We start from the raw sequence: 15,517 nt of genomic DNA, 5'->3' as shown, positions 1-15,517 counted from the left end.
GCAGCGTGGTGACGGCGGCCCTTACAGCAGCCCGCCTTACAGCAGCCCCTTAGACCGTGCCTGGAACCGTCCCTTCGGCAGGCACGTGCCAGCGAATCAGCATTTCCTCGGCCAGCATCGGCTTGCTGTAGAAATACCCTTGCGCCAGGTGGCAGCCGTGGCGCAGCAGGAAGGCGGCCTGCTCCTCCGTCTCCACCCCTTCCGCGATCACCGACAGGTTCATGCTCTTGCCCAGCTGGATGATGGCGATGGCGATGGCTTCGTCGTTGACGTCGGTCGAAATGTCCTTGATGAAGGAGCGGTCGATCTTGAGCGTCTGCACCGGCAGCTGCTTGAGGTAGGCCAGCGAGGAGTAGCCGGTGCCGAAATCGTCGATCGCCAGCCCCACCCCGATCGAGTGCAGGTCGTTGATGAAATTGAGCGCGTCGCCCGTGTTCATGATGACGGACTCCGTCACCTCCAGCTGCAGCCGCTCCGGCTCCAGCCCCGTCTCGTGCAGGATGTCGGCCACCATGTTGACGATGCTGCCCCGCTCGAACTGCTTAACCGACAGGTTGACGGCGATCTTGGGCACGTGCAGCCCGGCCTCCTGCCAGCGCACCATCTGGCGGCAGGCTTCGTACAACACCCACTTGCCCAGCTGGTTGATGAAGCCCGTGTCCTCGGCCAGCGGGATGAAGCGCACCGGCGGCACCAAGCCCAATTCCGGATGGTTCCAGCGCACCAGCGCCTCGACGCCCACCAGGCGGCCGGTGTCGATCTCCACCTGCGGCTGGTAATTGAGGAACACCTCCTCCTTCTCGATCGAGCGGCGCAGGAAGGTTTCCAGCCGCAGCCGCTCGACCCCCTCGCCCGTCATGGACGGCGCGTAGAAGCTGTAGCCGTTGCGCCCACGCGCCTTGGCCTGGTACATGGCCACGTCGGCATTGCGGATCAGCATATTGAGGTCGGTGGCGTCGGTCGGGAACAGGCTGATGCCCACGCTGCAGGTGACGAACAGTTCGTGTCCGGCCACCATGAAGGGCTGCTCGAACATGGCCACCAGCTTCTCGGCCACCAGGCTGGCGCTGTACTGGCCGTCCACATCCTCCAGCAGCACGATGAATTCGTCGCCGCCCAGACGCGCCAGGGTGTCGCCCTCGCGCAGCTTTTCCTGCAACGCCTTGGCCACCTGCTTGAGCAGCTCGTCGCCGATGTGGTGGCCCAGCGTGTCGTTGACGTTCTTGAAGCGGTCCAGGTCGATGAACAGCAGCGCCAGCTGCTCGTTGTCGCGCGTGGCCCGCTGCAGCGCGTGCTGCAGGCGGTCGTTGAACAGCAAGCGGTTGGGCAGGGCCGTCAGCGGGTCGTGGTGGGCCAGGTGGTCCAGCTTTTCCTGCGACTCCTTGACCAGCGTGATGTCGCTGAACACGCCCACATAGTGCGTGGTCTGGCCCCGGTTGTCGCGCACGGCGCTCACGGTCAGCCATTCCAGATACAGTTCGCCGCTCTTGCGCAGGTTCCAGATCTCGCCGCGCCAGAAGCCCGTCGTCACCAGCTCGGTCCACAGGTCCTGGTAGAACGCTTCATCGTGGCGGCCCGAGCGCGTCAGCGTGCGATCCTTGCCCACCGCCTCCTGCTCGCTGTAGCCGGTGATCTGGGTGAAGGCCGGGTTGACGGCGACGATCTTGCCGTCCGCGTCCACCACCATCACGCCGTCAGCGATATGCTCGAGCACCGTGGCCGACAGGCGCAGTTTTTCCTCTGCCTCCTTGCGTGCCGAAATGTCGGCATAGACCCAGATGCTGCCCTCGTTGGGGCGGTTCTGGTCGATCGCGCAGCCGCTCACCATGCACCAGAACAGGGTGCCGTCCTTGCGCCGGTAGTGGCGCTCCTCGCTGAAATAGTCGCCCGAGGCCAGCGACGGATACTGGCGCGCGCCGGCCGCCTCGAAATCGAAGGCGTTGGGGAACACGATGGCGGTGGAACTGCCCGCCATGGCGCCCGGTTCGTAGCCGAACAGCTCTTCGCAGCGGCGGTTGACGGAGACGATGGCGCGGTTACGCACGAACATCACGCCGAACATCACGTTGTCCAGGATGGCGCTCTGCTCGGCCAGCAGCGCTTCGATGCGCATTTCGTTGTGCTTGCGCTCGCTGATGTCGGAGATGATGCCGTCCACCCAGGGCGAACCGCCGTCGCCGTCGGCCGCCTGCGGCTGGCCGTTCTCGGCCACCCAGCGCTCGGTGCCGGCGGCGTCGATGATGCGGTATTCGATCTCGTAGGGCTGGCAGTCGCGCACGGCCTGGGCCACGCAGCGGCGCTGCAGCTTGCGGTCTTCCGGGCAGATCAGGTTGGCCCAGGAGTGGGTGGTGCTGCGCATGAACTGGGCGGCCGAATAGCCGGAAATGTCCTCGATGGCGTCCGACACGAAGTCGATCGGGCCGTCCGGGCGGAAACGGAACACGGCGCCCGGCACCTGGGTGACGATGGTGCGGAAGCGTTCCTCGCGCTGGCCGATATCCTCGAACAGGTGCTTGATGGCCACCCGCATCTGCTCCAGCTGGCCGGCCAGCCGTCCCAGCTCGTCGCTGCCGGTCAGGTCGAGCCGGGTTTCGAAGTCGCCATGCGACAGGCGGTCGGAAAAGCGCATCAGCTTGCGCAGGGGCTTGAGCAGGCGCTTGTTCAGGAACAGCACGATCAGCAGCAGCGACACGGTGAGCTGGGCCGCCAGCACGAACACGTAGGACAGCTGCTTCTCGCGCAGGTCCTGCTGGCTGCGTGCGTCGTCCATTTCGACCACGATGCGGCCGATATGCTCGCCCCGCACCAGGATTTCGCGCTCGGCGCGGAACACGTTGCCGGTGGCGCGGCGCGGCGACTGCACGCTGATGAACTGGGTGTCGGCCTGGCCCGTCACTTCCACCCGCAGCACGGACCGGTCGCGCATCACCGATTCGACCAGCGAATGGGCCGATTCGGCGTTCATGTTCCACAGCGATTCCTGCATGCCCAGCGCCAGGATGTCGGCGTTGCGCTGCAGCGCCTCGTTGAGGGCGACCTTGGCCGACTGCTGCTCGTGCACGCCGATCAGCAGGTAACTGCCTATCATGGCCGGGATCACCAGGCCGCCGAATACCACCAGCAGCAGCGCGCCATAGATCGACAGGCCGTACAGCGCGGTAAGCCGGGAGCGCCATTGCTGGTACAGGGCACTAGTCATGCACGTGCCGCACCGCTGCGGCCTGTCTGATAAGTTTGCATCGTCAAGCTGGGTTGGTTGGATTCATGCCGGCGCGCGCCTGGGCGGTGCGCCGGTATCGTATAAAACGCAAACTTTGTCCTACACGGAATTATGCACGGAAAGAGCGGGAAAAGTCATCTGCCCGTCATCTGCCCGTCATCCGGCCGGCCCCGGACGGGGCGGCGCCAGCAAAAAAGCCGCAGGCAGGCTATGATCTGCGCTCTTAACCTGAGGAACCGCCATGACCCTATCCATGTACTCCGCATCCGTGCCAGTGTTCAAACAGATCCTGAACAGTTTGCTGGCCATCCTCGACAAGGCCGAAACCCACGCCGAAGAGAAAAAAATCGACCCGCAAGCGCTGCTGCAGTTCCGTCTGTATCCGGACATGCTGCCCTTTACCCGCCAGATCCAGATCGCCTGCGACTTCGCCAAGGGCTGCAGCGCCCGCCTGGGCGGGGTGGACGTGCCCGCCTACGAGGACGACGAGCGCAGCTTCGCCGAACTGAAGGCGCGCATCCTCAAGACGCTGGCCTTCATCGACACCGTGCCGCAGGACCAGATCGCCGGCAGCGAAGAGCGCGCCATCACCACCGGCAGCGGCGAGAAGACCAAGCACTTCACGGGCCAGACCTATCTGTTCCACTACGCCCTGCCCCACTTCTTCTTCCACGCCACCACGGCCTACGACATCCTGCGCCACAATGGCCTGGACATCGGCAAGAAGAACTTCATCGGCACATATTAATAGCGCCCGGCCGGCGCCCGCCCGCGGCGCCGGCCTTTAAGTCAGGTGTTGCGGCGCGGATAGCCCTGGGCCAGGATGCGCTGCCACACCAGTTCCTTCTGGTCGGCCGTCATGGCCACCCAGTGCGCCACTTCCACCACGGTGCGGCCGCAGCCGCGGCAAATCTCGTCGAAGGTGGTGGAGCACACGGCCACGCACGGGGTGTCGGGCCGCAGGGGCAGATCGTTCTTCATCTTATTTCACCTGCACACCCAGCTTGGCCCAGCCGTCATGGCCCAGGGCCCGCAGGGTCTCGATGTTCTTCTCGAAGATGTCGCTCGCCTCGGGGAAGGCGTCCACGGCCCGCTCCACGCTTTCTTCACGCAGCAAATGCAGCGTGGGCCACGGCGAACGGTTGGTATAGTTCTCGATATCGTCCGCCTCCGTGTCGGCAAACTGGTATTGCGGATGGAAACTGGCCACCTGCAGCTCGCCCACCAGGTCCATGTCTTCCAGCGCGGCGTCGGCCACGTCCAGGAATTCGTTGTAGTCCTGGAAATCGGTCAGCACATTGGGGTGGATCAACAGCGTGGTGTCGACCGCTTCCGGGTCGACATCGGACAGGTATTGCAATTCATCCATCAAAGTCGTCAGCAATTCCTCCGGCGTGGCGGCGTCGCACACGACGTAACGCACCTGCTTCTTGACGTGGACCGCCTTGGCGAAGGGGCACAGGTTGAGGCCGATGACGGCCTTTTCCAGCCATTGTTCGGTCGCGGCGATGATGGCGGCGTGGTCCGCGGCAGAGGTGCTCATAGGTTCGATTTCCAATTTCAAAACCCGAATTGTACGCACTCTTTGCGCCATCTCATACTTTGGCCGCGCGCCGCTTGCGCCGCGCCCCGCGCCGTACCATGCTGACGCCGTGGCGCTGGCCGCCTGCGCCGGCATCTGCCGTGAATGGCATGACAACTGTATTGTACTCACCAGCAATTATTGCCAAATTGCATTAAAATGCCGGGCCGTCACGCGGCTGACATATTTCTTGACTCAGCTAGTCGACCTTCGTACACTCCACGTTTATTCATGTCCGTTCGGCGTTACCTGCCGACAACACTGGAATACTATGCAAGCACGCAATAACACTTCCGCGGCACTGACGGCGCTGGCACTGATGCTGGCGCCCGCGCTCAGCCAGGCCGCCGACGCGGGCCTGCCGGCCGCCCCGGCCACCGCGCCGGCCGCCACCAAGGCCACCGTCCCCGACCCGTTCTTCACCGCCAAAGTCGACAGCAAGCAGGCCAGGCCCGCCAGCGAAGACGCGCTGCGCGAGACGGACGTGTGGGGCCGCATCCGCTCCGGTTACGCCATTCCCGACCTGGACAACCCGCTGGTGGCCAAGCACATCACGTGGTACAGCAGCCGGCCCGACTACATGGCGCGCACCACGGCGCGCGCCTCGCGCTACCTGTTCCACGTCGTCACGGAACTGGAAAAACGGGGCATGCCGACCGAACTGGCGCTGCTGCCGTTTATCGAATCGGCCTTCAACCCGCAAGCACTGTCGAGCGCCAACGCGGCCGGCATGTGGCAGTTCGTGCCCGGCACGGGGCGCGACTTCAACCTGAAACAGAACGTGTTCAAGGACGAGCGGCGCGGCATCGTAGCCTCGACCGACGCCGCCCTGACCTACCTGCAGCGCCTGTATGACATGTTCGGCGACTGGCAACTGGCGCTGGCCGCCTACAACTGGGGCGAAGGCTCGGTGCAGAAGGCGATCCAGCGCAACCGCGCGCTGGGCAAGCCGACCGACTTCGAAAGCCTGGCCGAGCTGATGCCGGCCGAGACCCGCAACTACGTGCCCAAGCTGCAGGCCGTCAAGAACATCATCGCCAATCCAGGCCAGTACGGGCTGACCCTGCCGCTGATCGACAACCAGCCCTATTTCACGGCCGTCGACAAGACCAGCGACATCGACCTGACCATCGCCGCCCACCTGGCCGAACTGTCGGTCGATGAATTCAAGGCCCTGAACCCGCAGTTCAACCGCCCCGTCATCACGGGCGGCGAGCACACCAAGATATTGCTGCCGCAGGAGAACGCGGAAAAGTTCCACCTGAACCTGGCCCAGTGGGGCCGCGCCCTGTCGACCTGGACCACGCACAAGATCACCACCGCCCGCGAACGGATCGAAACGCTGGCTTCCAGGTTCCACACCACGCCGGAAGTGATACGCCAGGCCAACAACATCCCGCAAAAGACGGTGCTCAAGGCCGGCTCCACCATCCTGGTGCCCAAGCTGGCCACCTCGGCCAACGTCGATATCGCGCCGGAAGTGGCCGACAACGCCGTCGTCGCGCTGGAAGCGGACCGCGGCAACAAGCGGGCCCGCGGCTACAAGGCGGCCCGCCGCCACGACGCGGACGAGGACGACGCGCCCGTCAAGCTGGTCAAGGCCCACGTGACCCGCTACCAGCACAAATCCCGGCACCGCAGCGAGGACTGAACACCGCGATGGCAATGATGAAAAGTTGCCAGCACGGCCCACACGCCCTACAATCTCGGTCTTGCGGCAGCCAGACCGGGAGCGCGCAAAGTTGCGTTCCAGGACGGCGCCTGTATCTACGCCGGCCTGGCCACCACTACCAAACAACCCATACTGTCGTCGTCGCCGCCTACGGGGCGGCGTAGCGGCGCAGCAGTAGCAATCGGAGTCTATATGGCGTTCTTGCAAGGCAAAAAAATCCTCATCACCGGTTTGCTGTCGAACCGCTCCATCGCTTACGGCATCGCCAAGGCTTGCCACCGCGAAGGCGCCGAGCTGGCCTTCACCTACGTCGGCGAGCGCTTCAAGGACCGCATCACCGAGTTCGCCGCCGAATTCGGCAGCTCGCTGGTCTACGATTGCGACGTCTCGAGCGACGAGCAGATCGCCGCCCTGTTCACCGACCTGGCCAAGAGCTGGTCGCAGCTGGACGGCCTGGTGCACGCGATCGGCTTCGCGCCGCGCGAAGCGATCGCCGGCGACTTCCTGGACGGCCTGACCCGCGAGAACTTCCGCATCGCCCACGACATTTCCGCCTACAGCTTCCCGGCCATGGCCAAGGCCGCCCTGCCCCTGCTCAAGGAAGGTTCGGCCCTGCTGACCCTGTCGTACCTGGGCGCCATCCGCGCCATCCCCTACTACAACACCATGGGCCTGGCCAAGGCGTCGCTGGAAGCGTCGGTACGCTACCTGGCAGAAAACCTGGGCAAGCTGGGCATCCGCGCCAACGGCATTTCGGCCGGCCCCATCAAGACCCTGGCCGCGTCCGGCATCAAGGACTTCGGCAAGCTGCTGGGCTTTGCCTCGTCGCACGCGCCGCTGCGCCGCAACGTCACCATCGAAGAAGTGGGCAACACGGCCGCCTTCATGCTGTCGGACCTGGCCTCCGGCATCACCGGCGAGATCACCTATGTGGACGGCGGCTTCTCGCACGTCATGGGCCTGAACGCCGAAGACTACACCTGATCGCCGGCGCGGCGCATCCCACGGGCCGCCCCTGCCGGGCGGCTTTTTTACATCCGGGCCCGGCTGCGGCCGGCCCACCTGATCCCGGCTCACCGCCCCTCACTGCCATGACCACTCCCCCGTTCGCCACCCCACTGTCCGACGATGAATACGAGGCGCTCGGCGCGCTGCTGGCCACGGCCGGCGCCCGCGTGCCCGACGTGTCCACCCTGGAAGGCTTCCTGACGGCGCTTGTCGTCGCCCCCGGCCTGACCCCGCCCAGCACCTGGCTGCCGCGCATGTGGGACGACGCGGCCGGCGCGGCCGACACGGAGCGGGCCCTGGGACTGATCCTGCGCCACTACAACCACCTGGCGCAATGGCTGATGGAAGACGCCGCCAGTTTCGAGCCCATCTTCCACTGCGGCCCGGAATGGGGCATCGCGGCCTGGTGCCAGGGCTTCCTGGCGGCGATGGAACTGGACGCCGGCGGCTGGGCACCGCTGCTGGCCACGCAAGCGGACTGGTTCGCGCCCATGCAGCAACTGGCCGCGTCGGAACAGCGCCAGCCCGCCATGACGGACGAGGAAACACAACGGTGGATGGATGCCGTGGCGCCGGCCGTGATCGCGATCAACGCAGTGCGCCTGCAGCAACAGGGCGCCAGCGGGACTGGTGCCTCCCGTCCCGTCCAGCGCGCCACGCCCAAGGTCGGGCGCAACGACCCCTGCCCTTGCGGCAGCGGCAAGAAATACAAGAAATGCTGCGGGGCCGATGCCTGATCCCGTGCCCGCGCCGGCCCGGCCCGGGACGGCCACGGCCCGCCTGCGGCCCCGCCGCCGGCCAACCGCACCAGCCGCCTAGTCCGAGCCGCCCAGCGCGCGGGTGATCTTGTCCGTTTGCGACGCTTCCGCGATCACCTGCCTGACTTTGGCGCGCTTCTTGACGACGGCCTGGCGCACTGCCGGCTGGACTTCGCTGACCTGCTCCAGCGCCGGCCTGGGCGCCGCCATATCGCGCATCACCTGCATCGCGCCCAGGGCGGCGCCCAACGCCAGCCCGCCTACGATCATCAAATGCGGTAATTGTCTACCAAGCATGATGCCCCCTCGCGCCAGTCCGATCTGGCTAGCATTTGTAAAGTTACAAACCTTATCCTTTTTATAAAGTATAGCGAGGCGGGCGGGTTTGTTTCTCTCCAATCTACACGCGGGGCCGCATCACAGCGCAATCTTCCATACCTGGGCCGGCGAGGCCCAGCCCGTGCCGGCATACAGGGTGCCGCGACCATCGGCCACCAGCGCCAGGATGTAAGGCACGGAACCATTGGCGAAATACATGTTCGCGGTGGAGTGATCGGGCGCCACCCGCACGATGGCGCTGTCGGTGGCCACATAGATGTAGTCATGGTCGACGGCGATCGAACCGTCGACGGGGATGATGCGCTTGGGGATCTTGGCCAGCGTCGTCACCGTCCCATCGGGCAAGATCTTGCGGACGGCATCGCTGTCGTTGACCAGCAGCGCGCCGCTGGGGTCGAGCGCCAGCGCGCACGGGCCGTGGAAAGCGGCGTTGACGCCCACGCCATCGTTGCCGTCGCCGGAACCGCCGCCGGCCAGCACGCTCAGCACACCGGCCGCCGTGATCTTCAGGATGCGCCGGTTCTCGAAGTCGGCACGGTACACGGTGCCCGCGCCATCAACGACCAGCTTGCCGCCCTTGCTCACCACCTGCTTGCTCCAGTCCGGCCCCCAGGGCTGGACGGTGCCGTCGGGGCTGCGGCGATACAGCACGTTGCTCACGCTGTCGCTGCCGTAGATATTGGCCTGGCCATCAGCAGCCAGTCCGGCGAACGTCAGCGTCACCGACGCCGCCAGCGTGCTGACGACACCATCGGGCGTGATGCTGCGCACCCGGCCCCGGTCGGCAGCGAGCAGGTTGCCGGTGCCGTCCAGCGCCAGCTGATAAATGGCGCCGAAACGGGCCTGGTCACCCGTGCCGTCCACGGGGTCGTAGGCACCCATGGCGGACGGGCCGGCGATGGCCTGGGCGTTCAGGGTCAGGCCGGGCGCCGCCGCGCTGGCCACGACGGTATTGTCAGCCTTGCCGGTGGCCGAGCTGGGTACCCGCACCACCGCGCCCGGCGCCACATTGACCGTGTTGCCCGAGCCGTTGAGGATAACACTGCTGCCGTTGGAGACGACGCTGGTGCCGGCCGGCACCAGCACTTTTTCGCCGGCCGTCATGGTGTGACTGCCGCCGGCCGGGATGACCTGCACCCCGCCCTGGCTGGTTTCGGGCGCCGTGACGACGGGCGCCACGACGATGGGCCCGCTGGGCACGCCCGCGCCGCCGCCGCAAGCGGCCAGCACCAGCATTGCCACACTACCGAGAAGTACGCGATAAGTTGCCATGGTGAAAATGCAATAATTGGTAAGATTGCATCTTACTATGAAATGCCAGGCTTATCTTTTTGAAAATTAGAAGCGCACATCCATAATCGGATTCATATTTAAACGTGCAGGATCAGTGAAAATAAGGTATAGTTCTGCTTCTGCGCTGCACCATAGCAGTCGCCTGAAAAATAATTAGCAGCTTCGCAAGCCTTAGCGCATCAAACTGATGTCGCTTATAAAGCCCTCCCGCCTTGTGTGTCGCACCTGACACCGTCCCGGCGCAAAGCTTTTGTGCCGAAATTTCTTTCGATTTAGATTGAGTCATTTCGTTTTGGTTGGCGTTGCTATTTTGCGTTCTGCTTTTTTGCACGAACGCTGATTTTTACGAAAGAAAAGAATGACATTTGAAGCACTTGGTCTCAACACGTCCATCATCAAAGCCCTGACCGACGCCGGCTATACCGCGCCGACCCCGGTCCAGCAGCAGGCCATCCCTGCCGCCATCGAAGGCAAGGACCTGTTGGTTTCCTCGCAAACCGGTTCCGGCAAGACGGCAGCATTCATGCTGCCTTCGCTGCACCGTTTGTCCGCGATCGACCCGGCCGCCGCCGGCAAGACGCCCAATCAAGAAATGCAAGCCGCCCGTGCCCGCGGCGAGCGCCCACGTTTCAAAGCTGCACAGCCGAAGATGCTGGTGTTGACCCCGACCCGCGAACTGGCCCTGCAAGTGACCACCAATACCGACAAGTACAGCGTCAACCTGCGCCGCATCAAGGCCGTGTCGATCCTGGGCGGTATGCCTTACCCCAAGCAGATGCAACTGCTGGCCAAGAATCCCGAGATCCTGGTCGCCACCCCCGGCCGCCTGATCGACCACATGGAGTCGGGCAAGATCGACTTCTCGCAGCTGGAAATCCTGGTGCTGGACGAAGCGGACCGCATGCTGGACATGGGCTTCATCGACGACATCGAAAAAATCGTCGCCGCCACCCCTGACAGCCGCCAGACCATGCTGTTCTCGGCCACGCTGGACGGCGTGGTGGGCAACATGGCCCGCCGCATCACCAAGAACCCGCAAGTGATCCAGATCGTCAGCGCCGCCAACAAGCACGAGAACATCACCCAGCGCGTACACTTCGTGGACGACCTGTCGCACAAGAACCGCCTGCTGGACCACCTGCTGCGCGACGACTCGCTGGACCAGGCCGTGGTGTTTACCGCCACCAAGCGCGACGCCGACACCATCGCCGACCGCCTGAACATCGCCGGTTTCTCCGCTGCCGCCCTGCACGGCGACATGCACCAGGGCGCGCGCAACCGCACCCTGGACAGCCTGCGCCGCGGCCAGGTGAAGATCCTGATCGCCACCGACGTGGCAGCGCGCGGCATTGACGTGCCCACCATCACCCACGTGTTCAACTACGACCTGCCCAAGTTCCCCGAGGACTACGTGCACCGCATCGGCCGTACCGGCCGCGCCGGCCGCAACGGTCTGGCGATCTCGCTGGTGAACCACGCCGAAGGCATGAACGTCAAGCGCATCGAGCGTTTCACCAAGCAGCTGATCCCGGTCAACGTGATCGAAGGCTATGAGCCGAAGAAAACCGGTTCCGCACCCCGTTCCACCTCCCGTCCGGGCGGCTGGAAGCCGGGCGACAACCGCGGCGGCGCCAAGCCAGGCCAGCGCACCTTCAGCAAGCCGAACGCCAACCCACGCCGTGACGGCGCCGGTGCCGGCACCGGCGGTGGCTACAAGGGCAGCAACCCGCGCAGCACCGACGGCGCCCGCCGCAGCTACGGCGACCGTTAATCGCCCGGCCTGACGGCCGCAGCGACTACAAAAAAACCACCTGTCCTCGCGGACCGGTGGTTTTTTTACGTCCCGAGAAAATGGGGCCAAAAATGGGGACGTACCCTTTTTCTATTTTCCAGTCAACGGGGTCGCGTGCCGGCATCCATGTACAGACTCGGCCGACATCCCGCTCAGTTCGCGCATGAATGCTGGCGTTGAGCCCGCCGCCCCGGCCGGGCCGGGATGACCTTCAACTGCCAGCACCGTCGGATGGCGCCGGCGGCCCACTGTCCGCGCCGGCGATGGCCCGCACTTCCGGCATACTTTCCCTGACAATGCCGAACTGCACCGCCAGCTCCAGGCGCAGCAAGCGCTCGTTCAATTGCTCTATCTTCTGCTGCTGCGATTTCATGGTGTCGGCCATGCGTTCCACCTTGTCGTTCATCCGGATGACAGTGGCAATGGCGTCCCACATTTTGTCCGTGACGCCCATCATGGCTCCCGCGCCAGGCGGGCCTCGAGCGCGGCCATGCGCTGGTTGGACGCCTCGACGAACTGCAATGCCTCGTCCACGGCGGCACTGGCCCGCAGCGTCGTCTTGACCACTTGATCTATCATCCCCAACACTACCCGCTCATCCTCGTCCGGCCGGAATGCGGCGGCGGCCCGGCGCAAATATTCACCGACCGACAGGCCGGCGTCGCGCGCCATCCGGGTAATGCGGGCCTTCTCCTGCTTCGTCACCAGCACAGGTATGCGTTCCGTCACCGTTGTCATAATGCACTCCCGCTCCAATATGCACATGTGCTGCCCATGGTCAGTCTAGCCCGAATCGGGCGCAGTGCAAGGCGCGAAAAAACCCGATGCTTACCAATTTCAAGAAATGGGGACGTACCCCTTTTTCAAAAATGGGGACGTACCCCATTTCTTTTGCGGCGCGGCCGCAATGCCGCCACAGGGCACGTCTTTCGCGGCGGCGGCGAAGATTGTTGCCGCGCAACTGGGCTAGGCCAAGGCAGGCCCCGGCGGGGATGGCGCGCGGCCCGGCTACTCCGGCGCCAGTCGCCGTTACGGCGCCCCGGCCACGCCCGCCGTCGCCACGTCAGCCGCGCGCGTCGAACGCCGTGGCGCGCGCAGCCGCCTCCCACTGCGCCAGGTCGGCCAGCAGCATCTGCGCGTGGGCCCGTACCGCATCGACAGCATCGGCGCCGAGCTGCAGCCGCAACGGCGGGTGCTCGGCCAGCAGCGCCTGCTCGATGGCGGCGGCCGCCTTGCGCGGGTCGCCCTGCTGCGTGTTATGCATCTCGCCGGCGAAGGCGCGCGTCGGCCCCACCACGTCGCGATAGGCGTCCAGCTGGGGCATGTGGCGCAGCGCGCCGGCCGCAAAGTCGGTGCGGAACTGCCCCGGCTCGACGATCATCACCTTCACCCCGAACGGAGCCAGCTCCAGCGCCAGCGCTTCGGACGCCCCCTCGAGCGCGAACTTGGAGGCCGAATAGGCGCCGAATCCGGCAAACGACATCTGTCCGCCCATGCTCGACATGTTGACGATGGCACCGCTGCGCTGCGCGCGCAAAGTGGGCAAGGCGGCCCGCGTAAGCGCCATCGCGCCGAAGAAGTTGGTTTCCATTTGCGCCCGCAATTCCGCCTCGGGCGTCTCCTCCAGCGCGCCCACGATGCCATAGCCGGCGTTGTTGACCAGCACATCGATGCGGCCGAAGCGGGCCACGGCGGCATCGATGGCCGCCTGCGCGTCGCCGGCCTGGTCGACGTCGAGCCGCAGCACCTGGACGCGCTCGGGCGCCTGCGCCGCCAGGTCGGCCAGTTTGGACACATTGCGCGCGGTGGCGACGACGTTGTGGCCGCGCGCCAGTGCGTGCGCGGCAAATGCCCGGCCAAAGCCGGACGATGCTCCCGTGATGAACCAGGTATGTCGGGGTTGGGACATGGTCGTGTTTCCCTTCAGGTTGGCGGTGGCGCCGGCCCGGATGGGACGGCACGGATATGATGGCACGAAATATTTTTTTATCAAGATGATTCAATTCACAATGCGCGCATGCGGCCCGCCGTGCCCCGGCACATGACGCGAAAAAATACTTGCAAATCGTTTCATATCGCATATACTTGCGCACTCAAGCATTATTCAACAATAAATCAAACAATCCGCAAGTATCCAGAACAGACGAGGCACATCATGAGTGAACACAACAGCGATACTTCCGACCGCATCAGTCCACAGCTGGACGTCGCCCTGCGGCTGGCGCGCGCGCAGGCGATGATGGTGCGCCGGCTCGACACCACGCTGGGCGGCCACCACGGCATCAGTTTCAGCGACTTCATGCTGCTGTTCTACCTGAGCCGCGCGCCGGGCGGCCGCCTGCGCCGGGTCGACCTGGCCGAGCGTCAGGGCCTGACGGCATCCGGCGTCACCCGCACCCTGCTGCCGCTGGAAAAAATCGGCCTGATCGACCGCCAGCAAGACCCGCGCGACGCGCGCGTGGGCTATGCCGCCATCACGGCCACGGGCCGCGAACTGCTGGCCAACGCCACCGTCATCGCCCAGCAGACCAGCGCCGAACTGCTGCGCAGCTGCCCGCCCGAACAGCTGGCCGCCCTGTCGTCCGCGCTGGGCCAGATCGCCGGCATGGTGCCATCCAATTCCTGAGGCGAGCACCGTGGCCGCGCCGGCCCACCAACATCAAGGAGCAATACGATGGAAACCAAATGGCTGGAAGACTTTATCTCGCTGGTGGAAACCAATAACTTCAGCCGCTCGGCGGCGCTGCGGCATGTGACGCAGCCGGCCTTCTCGCGCCGCATCCAGTCGCTGGAAAACTGGCTCGGCACGGACCTGATCGACCGTACGTCCTACCCCACCCGGCTGACGTCGGCCGGCATCGTGTTCTACGAGCAGGCGCTGGAAATGCTGGCCCAGATCAACGGCGCGCGCGACATGTTGCGCAACAAGCGCGCGGCCGCCATGACCAGCATCGACCTGGCCGTGCCGCACACGCTGTCGCTGACCTTCGTGCCGAAATGGCTGTCGGCGCTGGAGCATGACTTCGCGCCGATCAAGAGCCGCCTGATGGCGCTCAACGTGCACGACGCCGTGCTGCAGCTGGTCGAAGGCGGTTGCGACCTGCTGCTGTGCTACCACCATCCACGCCAGCCGGTGCAGCTCGATCCGGGCCGCTACGACATGCTGGTGATGGGCCGCGAAGCGCTGCGCCCGTACGCGCGCTGCGACAAGACGCGCGCGCCGGCCTACGCGCTGCCCGGCGCGCCGGATGCGCCGCTGCCCTTCCTGTCCTACACCAACAACGCCTACCTGGGCCGCATGGTGGACCTGATCCTGGGCGACGCCAAACAGCATCCCTACCTCGATCCGCGCTACGAGACCGACATGGCCGAAGGCTTGAAGATGATGGTGCTCGAAGGCCGCGGCATGGCCTTCCTGCCCGAGTCGGCCGTCACGCGCGAGCTCAAGCAAAAGCAGCTGGCGTGCGCCGACGGCGGCAGCGGCGGCTGGGAAATCGAGATGGAAATTCGGCTCTACCGCGAACGCCCGTCGCCGCAGCGGCGCGGCAAACCGATCGTCGAACGGCTGTGGGAGTTCCTCGAAACGCAGCAGAAAAAGGCCAATCGCAAGCGCCGCGTCCCCGTCTCGGAGCGCTGACTTGCGGGCCGCACGCGACGCCGGCCCGGCGCCGGTAGAGCGTTGATTTTGCGTCGCTTTCGGGGCGGATTCGCCGCAAATCCCACCCCGGAAAAGTACGTTCGTCCATGCACCGTTACAGTGCATAACTATGCAAATTTTGCATAATCGGATGCGCATACAGCATTGGCCGGGCTAACTCGTCCGGGCCTATGATTCGTTCCACTTGAACGCAGC

At 65.0% G+C, this 15,517-nt stretch carries 15 protein-coding genes; 7 read left to right on the top strand and 8 right to left on the bottom strand.

The window, feature by feature from the left end; all coding sequences use genetic code 11:
• Positions 1-49 precede the first annotated feature (49 nt).
• Positions 50-3,199 carry an EAL domain-containing protein gene (locus AC3WOS_RS21420; protein WP_492718357.1) on the bottom strand — a complete coding sequence of 1,050 codons (3,150 nt, stop codon included), beginning with the start codon at positions 3,197-3,199 and terminating at the stop codon, positions 50-52.
• Positions 3,200-3,461: 262 nt separating this feature from the next.
• Here AC3WOS_RS21420 and AC3WOS_RS21415 point away from each other — a divergent pair, with 262 nt between their 5' ends.
• Positions 3,462-3,968, top strand: coding sequence for a DUF1993 domain-containing protein (locus tag AC3WOS_RS21415; RefSeq protein ID WP_492718355.1), 507 nt, complete (start codon positions 3,462-3,464; stop codon positions 3,966-3,968).
• A gap of 41 nt (positions 3,969-4,009) precedes the next feature.
• Here the strand turns inward: AC3WOS_RS21415 and AC3WOS_RS21410 are convergent, their stop codons facing one another.
• Positions 4,010-4,201: a DUF1289 domain-containing protein gene (locus AC3WOS_RS21410; RefSeq protein WP_492718353.1), complete on the bottom strand. Its 192-nt coding sequence runs from the start codon at positions 4,199-4,201 to the stop codon at positions 4,010-4,012.
• Between the two features lies 1 nt (position 4,202).
• On the bottom strand, positions 4,203-4,763 hold the full coding sequence (locus AC3WOS_RS21405; RefSeq protein ID WP_492718351.1) for a DUF1415 domain-containing protein: 561 nt from the start codon (positions 4,761-4,763) through the stop codon (positions 4,203-4,205).
• 310 nt (positions 4,764-5,073) lie between these two features.
• Between AC3WOS_RS21405 and AC3WOS_RS21400 the strand changes: the two genes are divergently transcribed.
• The 3 genes from AC3WOS_RS21400 to AC3WOS_RS21390 all read left to right on the top strand — a co-directional run bounded on the left by AC3WOS_RS21400 (position 5,074) and on the right by AC3WOS_RS21390 (position 8,219).
• The gene (locus AC3WOS_RS21400; RefSeq protein ID WP_492718349.1) at positions 5,074-6,453 is read left to right on the top strand and encodes a transglycosylase SLT domain-containing protein; all 1,380 of its coding nucleotides are present in this window, start codon (positions 5,074-5,076) and stop codon (positions 6,451-6,453) included.
• A 213-nt stretch (positions 6,454-6,666) separates the two neighbouring features.
• Positions 6,667-7,458: an enoyl-ACP reductase FabI gene (gene fabI / locus AC3WOS_RS21395; RefSeq protein ID WP_492718347.1), complete on the top strand. Its 792-nt coding sequence runs from the start codon at positions 6,667-6,669 to the stop codon at positions 7,456-7,458.
• A 107-nt stretch (positions 7,459-7,565) separates the two neighbouring features.
• On the top strand, positions 7,566-8,219 hold the full coding sequence (locus AC3WOS_RS21390) for a UPF0149 family protein (RefSeq protein ID WP_492718345.1): 654 nt from the start codon (positions 7,566-7,568) through the stop codon (positions 8,217-8,219).
• Positions 8,220-8,297: 78 nt separating this feature from the next.
• On the opposite strand, the gene AC3WOS_RS21385 is transcribed toward AC3WOS_RS21390, so the two are convergent.
• Positions 8,298-8,513 (bottom strand): hypothetical protein, encoded by a 216-nt coding sequence (locus tag AC3WOS_RS21385; RefSeq protein WP_492718343.1) that lies wholly within the window; start codon positions 8,511-8,513, stop codon positions 8,298-8,300.
• A gap of 144 nt (positions 8,514-8,657) precedes the next feature.
• Positions 8,658-9,851 carry an NHL repeat-containing protein gene (locus AC3WOS_RS21380; protein ID WP_492718341.1) on the bottom strand — a complete coding sequence of 398 codons (1,194 nt, stop codon included), beginning with the start codon at positions 9,849-9,851 and terminating at the stop codon, positions 8,658-8,660.
• Between the two features lie 379 nt (positions 9,852-10,230).
• Between AC3WOS_RS21380 and AC3WOS_RS21375 the strand changes: the two genes are divergently transcribed.
• Positions 10,231-11,643 (top strand): DEAD/DEAH box helicase, encoded by a 1,413-nt coding sequence (locus tag AC3WOS_RS21375; protein WP_492718339.1) that lies wholly within the window; start codon positions 10,231-10,233, stop codon positions 11,641-11,643.
• Between the two features lie 232 nt (positions 11,644-11,875).
• Here AC3WOS_RS21375 and AC3WOS_RS21370 read toward each other — a convergent pair whose 3' ends face one another.
• The 3 genes from AC3WOS_RS21370 to AC3WOS_RS21360 form a co-directional block, all read right to left on the bottom strand.
• A complete protein-coding gene (locus tag AC3WOS_RS21370) occupies positions 11,876-12,121 on the bottom strand; it encodes a hypothetical protein (RefSeq protein WP_492718337.1) in 246 nt (81 codons plus the stop codon).
• Positions 12,118-12,402 (bottom strand): plasmid mobilization protein, encoded by a 285-nt coding sequence (locus AC3WOS_RS21365; protein WP_492718335.1) that lies wholly within the window; start codon positions 12,400-12,402, stop codon positions 12,118-12,120. Before AC3WOS_RS21365 ends, AC3WOS_RS21370 begins: the two co-directional genes overlap by 4 nt.
• A gap of 325 nt (positions 12,403-12,727) precedes the next feature.
• Positions 12,728-13,573: an oxidoreductase gene (locus AC3WOS_RS21360; protein WP_492718333.1), complete on the bottom strand. Its 846-nt coding sequence runs from the start codon at positions 13,571-13,573 to the stop codon at positions 12,728-12,730.
• Between the two features lie 246 nt (positions 13,574-13,819).
• Between AC3WOS_RS21360 and AC3WOS_RS21355 the strand changes: the two genes are divergently transcribed.
• Both AC3WOS_RS21355 and AC3WOS_RS21350 read left to right on the top strand, forming a co-directional pair.
• The gene (locus AC3WOS_RS21355) at positions 13,820-14,290 is read left to right on the top strand and encodes a MarR family winged helix-turn-helix transcriptional regulator (RefSeq protein ID WP_492718331.1); all 471 of its coding nucleotides are present in this window, start codon (positions 13,820-13,822) and stop codon (positions 14,288-14,290) included.
• 48 nt (positions 14,291-14,338) lie between these two features.
• On the top strand, positions 14,339-15,301 hold the full coding sequence (locus tag AC3WOS_RS21350; RefSeq protein WP_492718330.1) for a LysR substrate-binding domain-containing protein: 963 nt from the start codon (positions 14,339-14,341) through the stop codon (positions 15,299-15,301).
• The last annotated feature ends 216 nt before the right edge of the window (positions 15,302-15,517 follow it).

This window comes from Rugamonas sp. FW305-51 (genome assembly GCF_058786935.1).
This window is presented reverse-complemented; position numbering and strand designations above follow the sequence as displayed.

Excerpts from the sequence above, each read along its gene's own strand:
- AC3WOS_RS21420 (WP_492718357.1), bottom strand. The coding sequence starts at position 3,199 with ATGACTAGTGCCCTGTACCAGCAATGGCGCTCCCGGCTTACCGCGCTG.
- AC3WOS_RS21415 (WP_492718355.1), top strand. The coding sequence starts at position 3,462 with ATGACCCTATCCATGTACTCCGCATCCGTGCCAGTGTTCAAACAGATC.
- AC3WOS_RS21410 (WP_492718353.1), bottom strand. The coding sequence starts at position 4,201 with ATGAAGAACGATCTGCCCCTGCGGCCCGACACCCCGTGCGTGGCCGTG.
- AC3WOS_RS21405 (WP_492718351.1), bottom strand. The coding sequence starts at position 4,763 with ATGAGCACCTCTGCCGCGGACCACGCCGCCATCATCGCCGCGACCGAA.
- AC3WOS_RS21400 (WP_492718349.1), top strand. The coding sequence starts at position 5,074 with ATGCAAGCACGCAATAACACTTCCGCGGCACTGACGGCGCTGGCACTG.
- fabI (WP_492718347.1), top strand. The coding sequence starts at position 6,667 with ATGGCGTTCTTGCAAGGCAAAAAAATCCTCATCACCGGTTTGCTGTCG.
- AC3WOS_RS21390 (WP_492718345.1), top strand. The coding sequence starts at position 7,566 with ATGACCACTCCCCCGTTCGCCACCCCACTGTCCGACGATGAATACGAG.
- AC3WOS_RS21380 (WP_492718341.1), bottom strand. The coding sequence starts at position 9,851 with ATGGCAACTTATCGCGTACTTCTCGGTAGTGTGGCAATGCTGGTGCTG.
- AC3WOS_RS21375 (WP_492718339.1), top strand. The coding sequence starts at position 10,231 with ATGACATTTGAAGCACTTGGTCTCAACACGTCCATCATCAAAGCCCTG.
- AC3WOS_RS21370 (WP_492718337.1), bottom strand. The coding sequence starts at position 12,121 with ATGATGGGCGTCACGGACAAAATGTGGGACGCCATTGCCACTGTCATC.
- AC3WOS_RS21365 (WP_492718335.1), bottom strand. The coding sequence starts at position 12,402 with ATGACAACGGTGACGGAACGCATACCTGTGCTGGTGACGAAGCAGGAG.
- AC3WOS_RS21360 (WP_492718333.1), bottom strand. The coding sequence starts at position 13,573 with ATGTCCCAACCCCGACATACCTGGTTCATCACGGGAGCATCGTCCGGC.
- AC3WOS_RS21355 (WP_492718331.1), top strand. The coding sequence starts at position 13,820 with ATGAGTGAACACAACAGCGATACTTCCGACCGCATCAGTCCACAGCTG.
- AC3WOS_RS21350 (WP_492718330.1), top strand. The coding sequence starts at position 14,339 with ATGGAAACCAAATGGCTGGAAGACTTTATCTCGCTGGTGGAAACCAAT.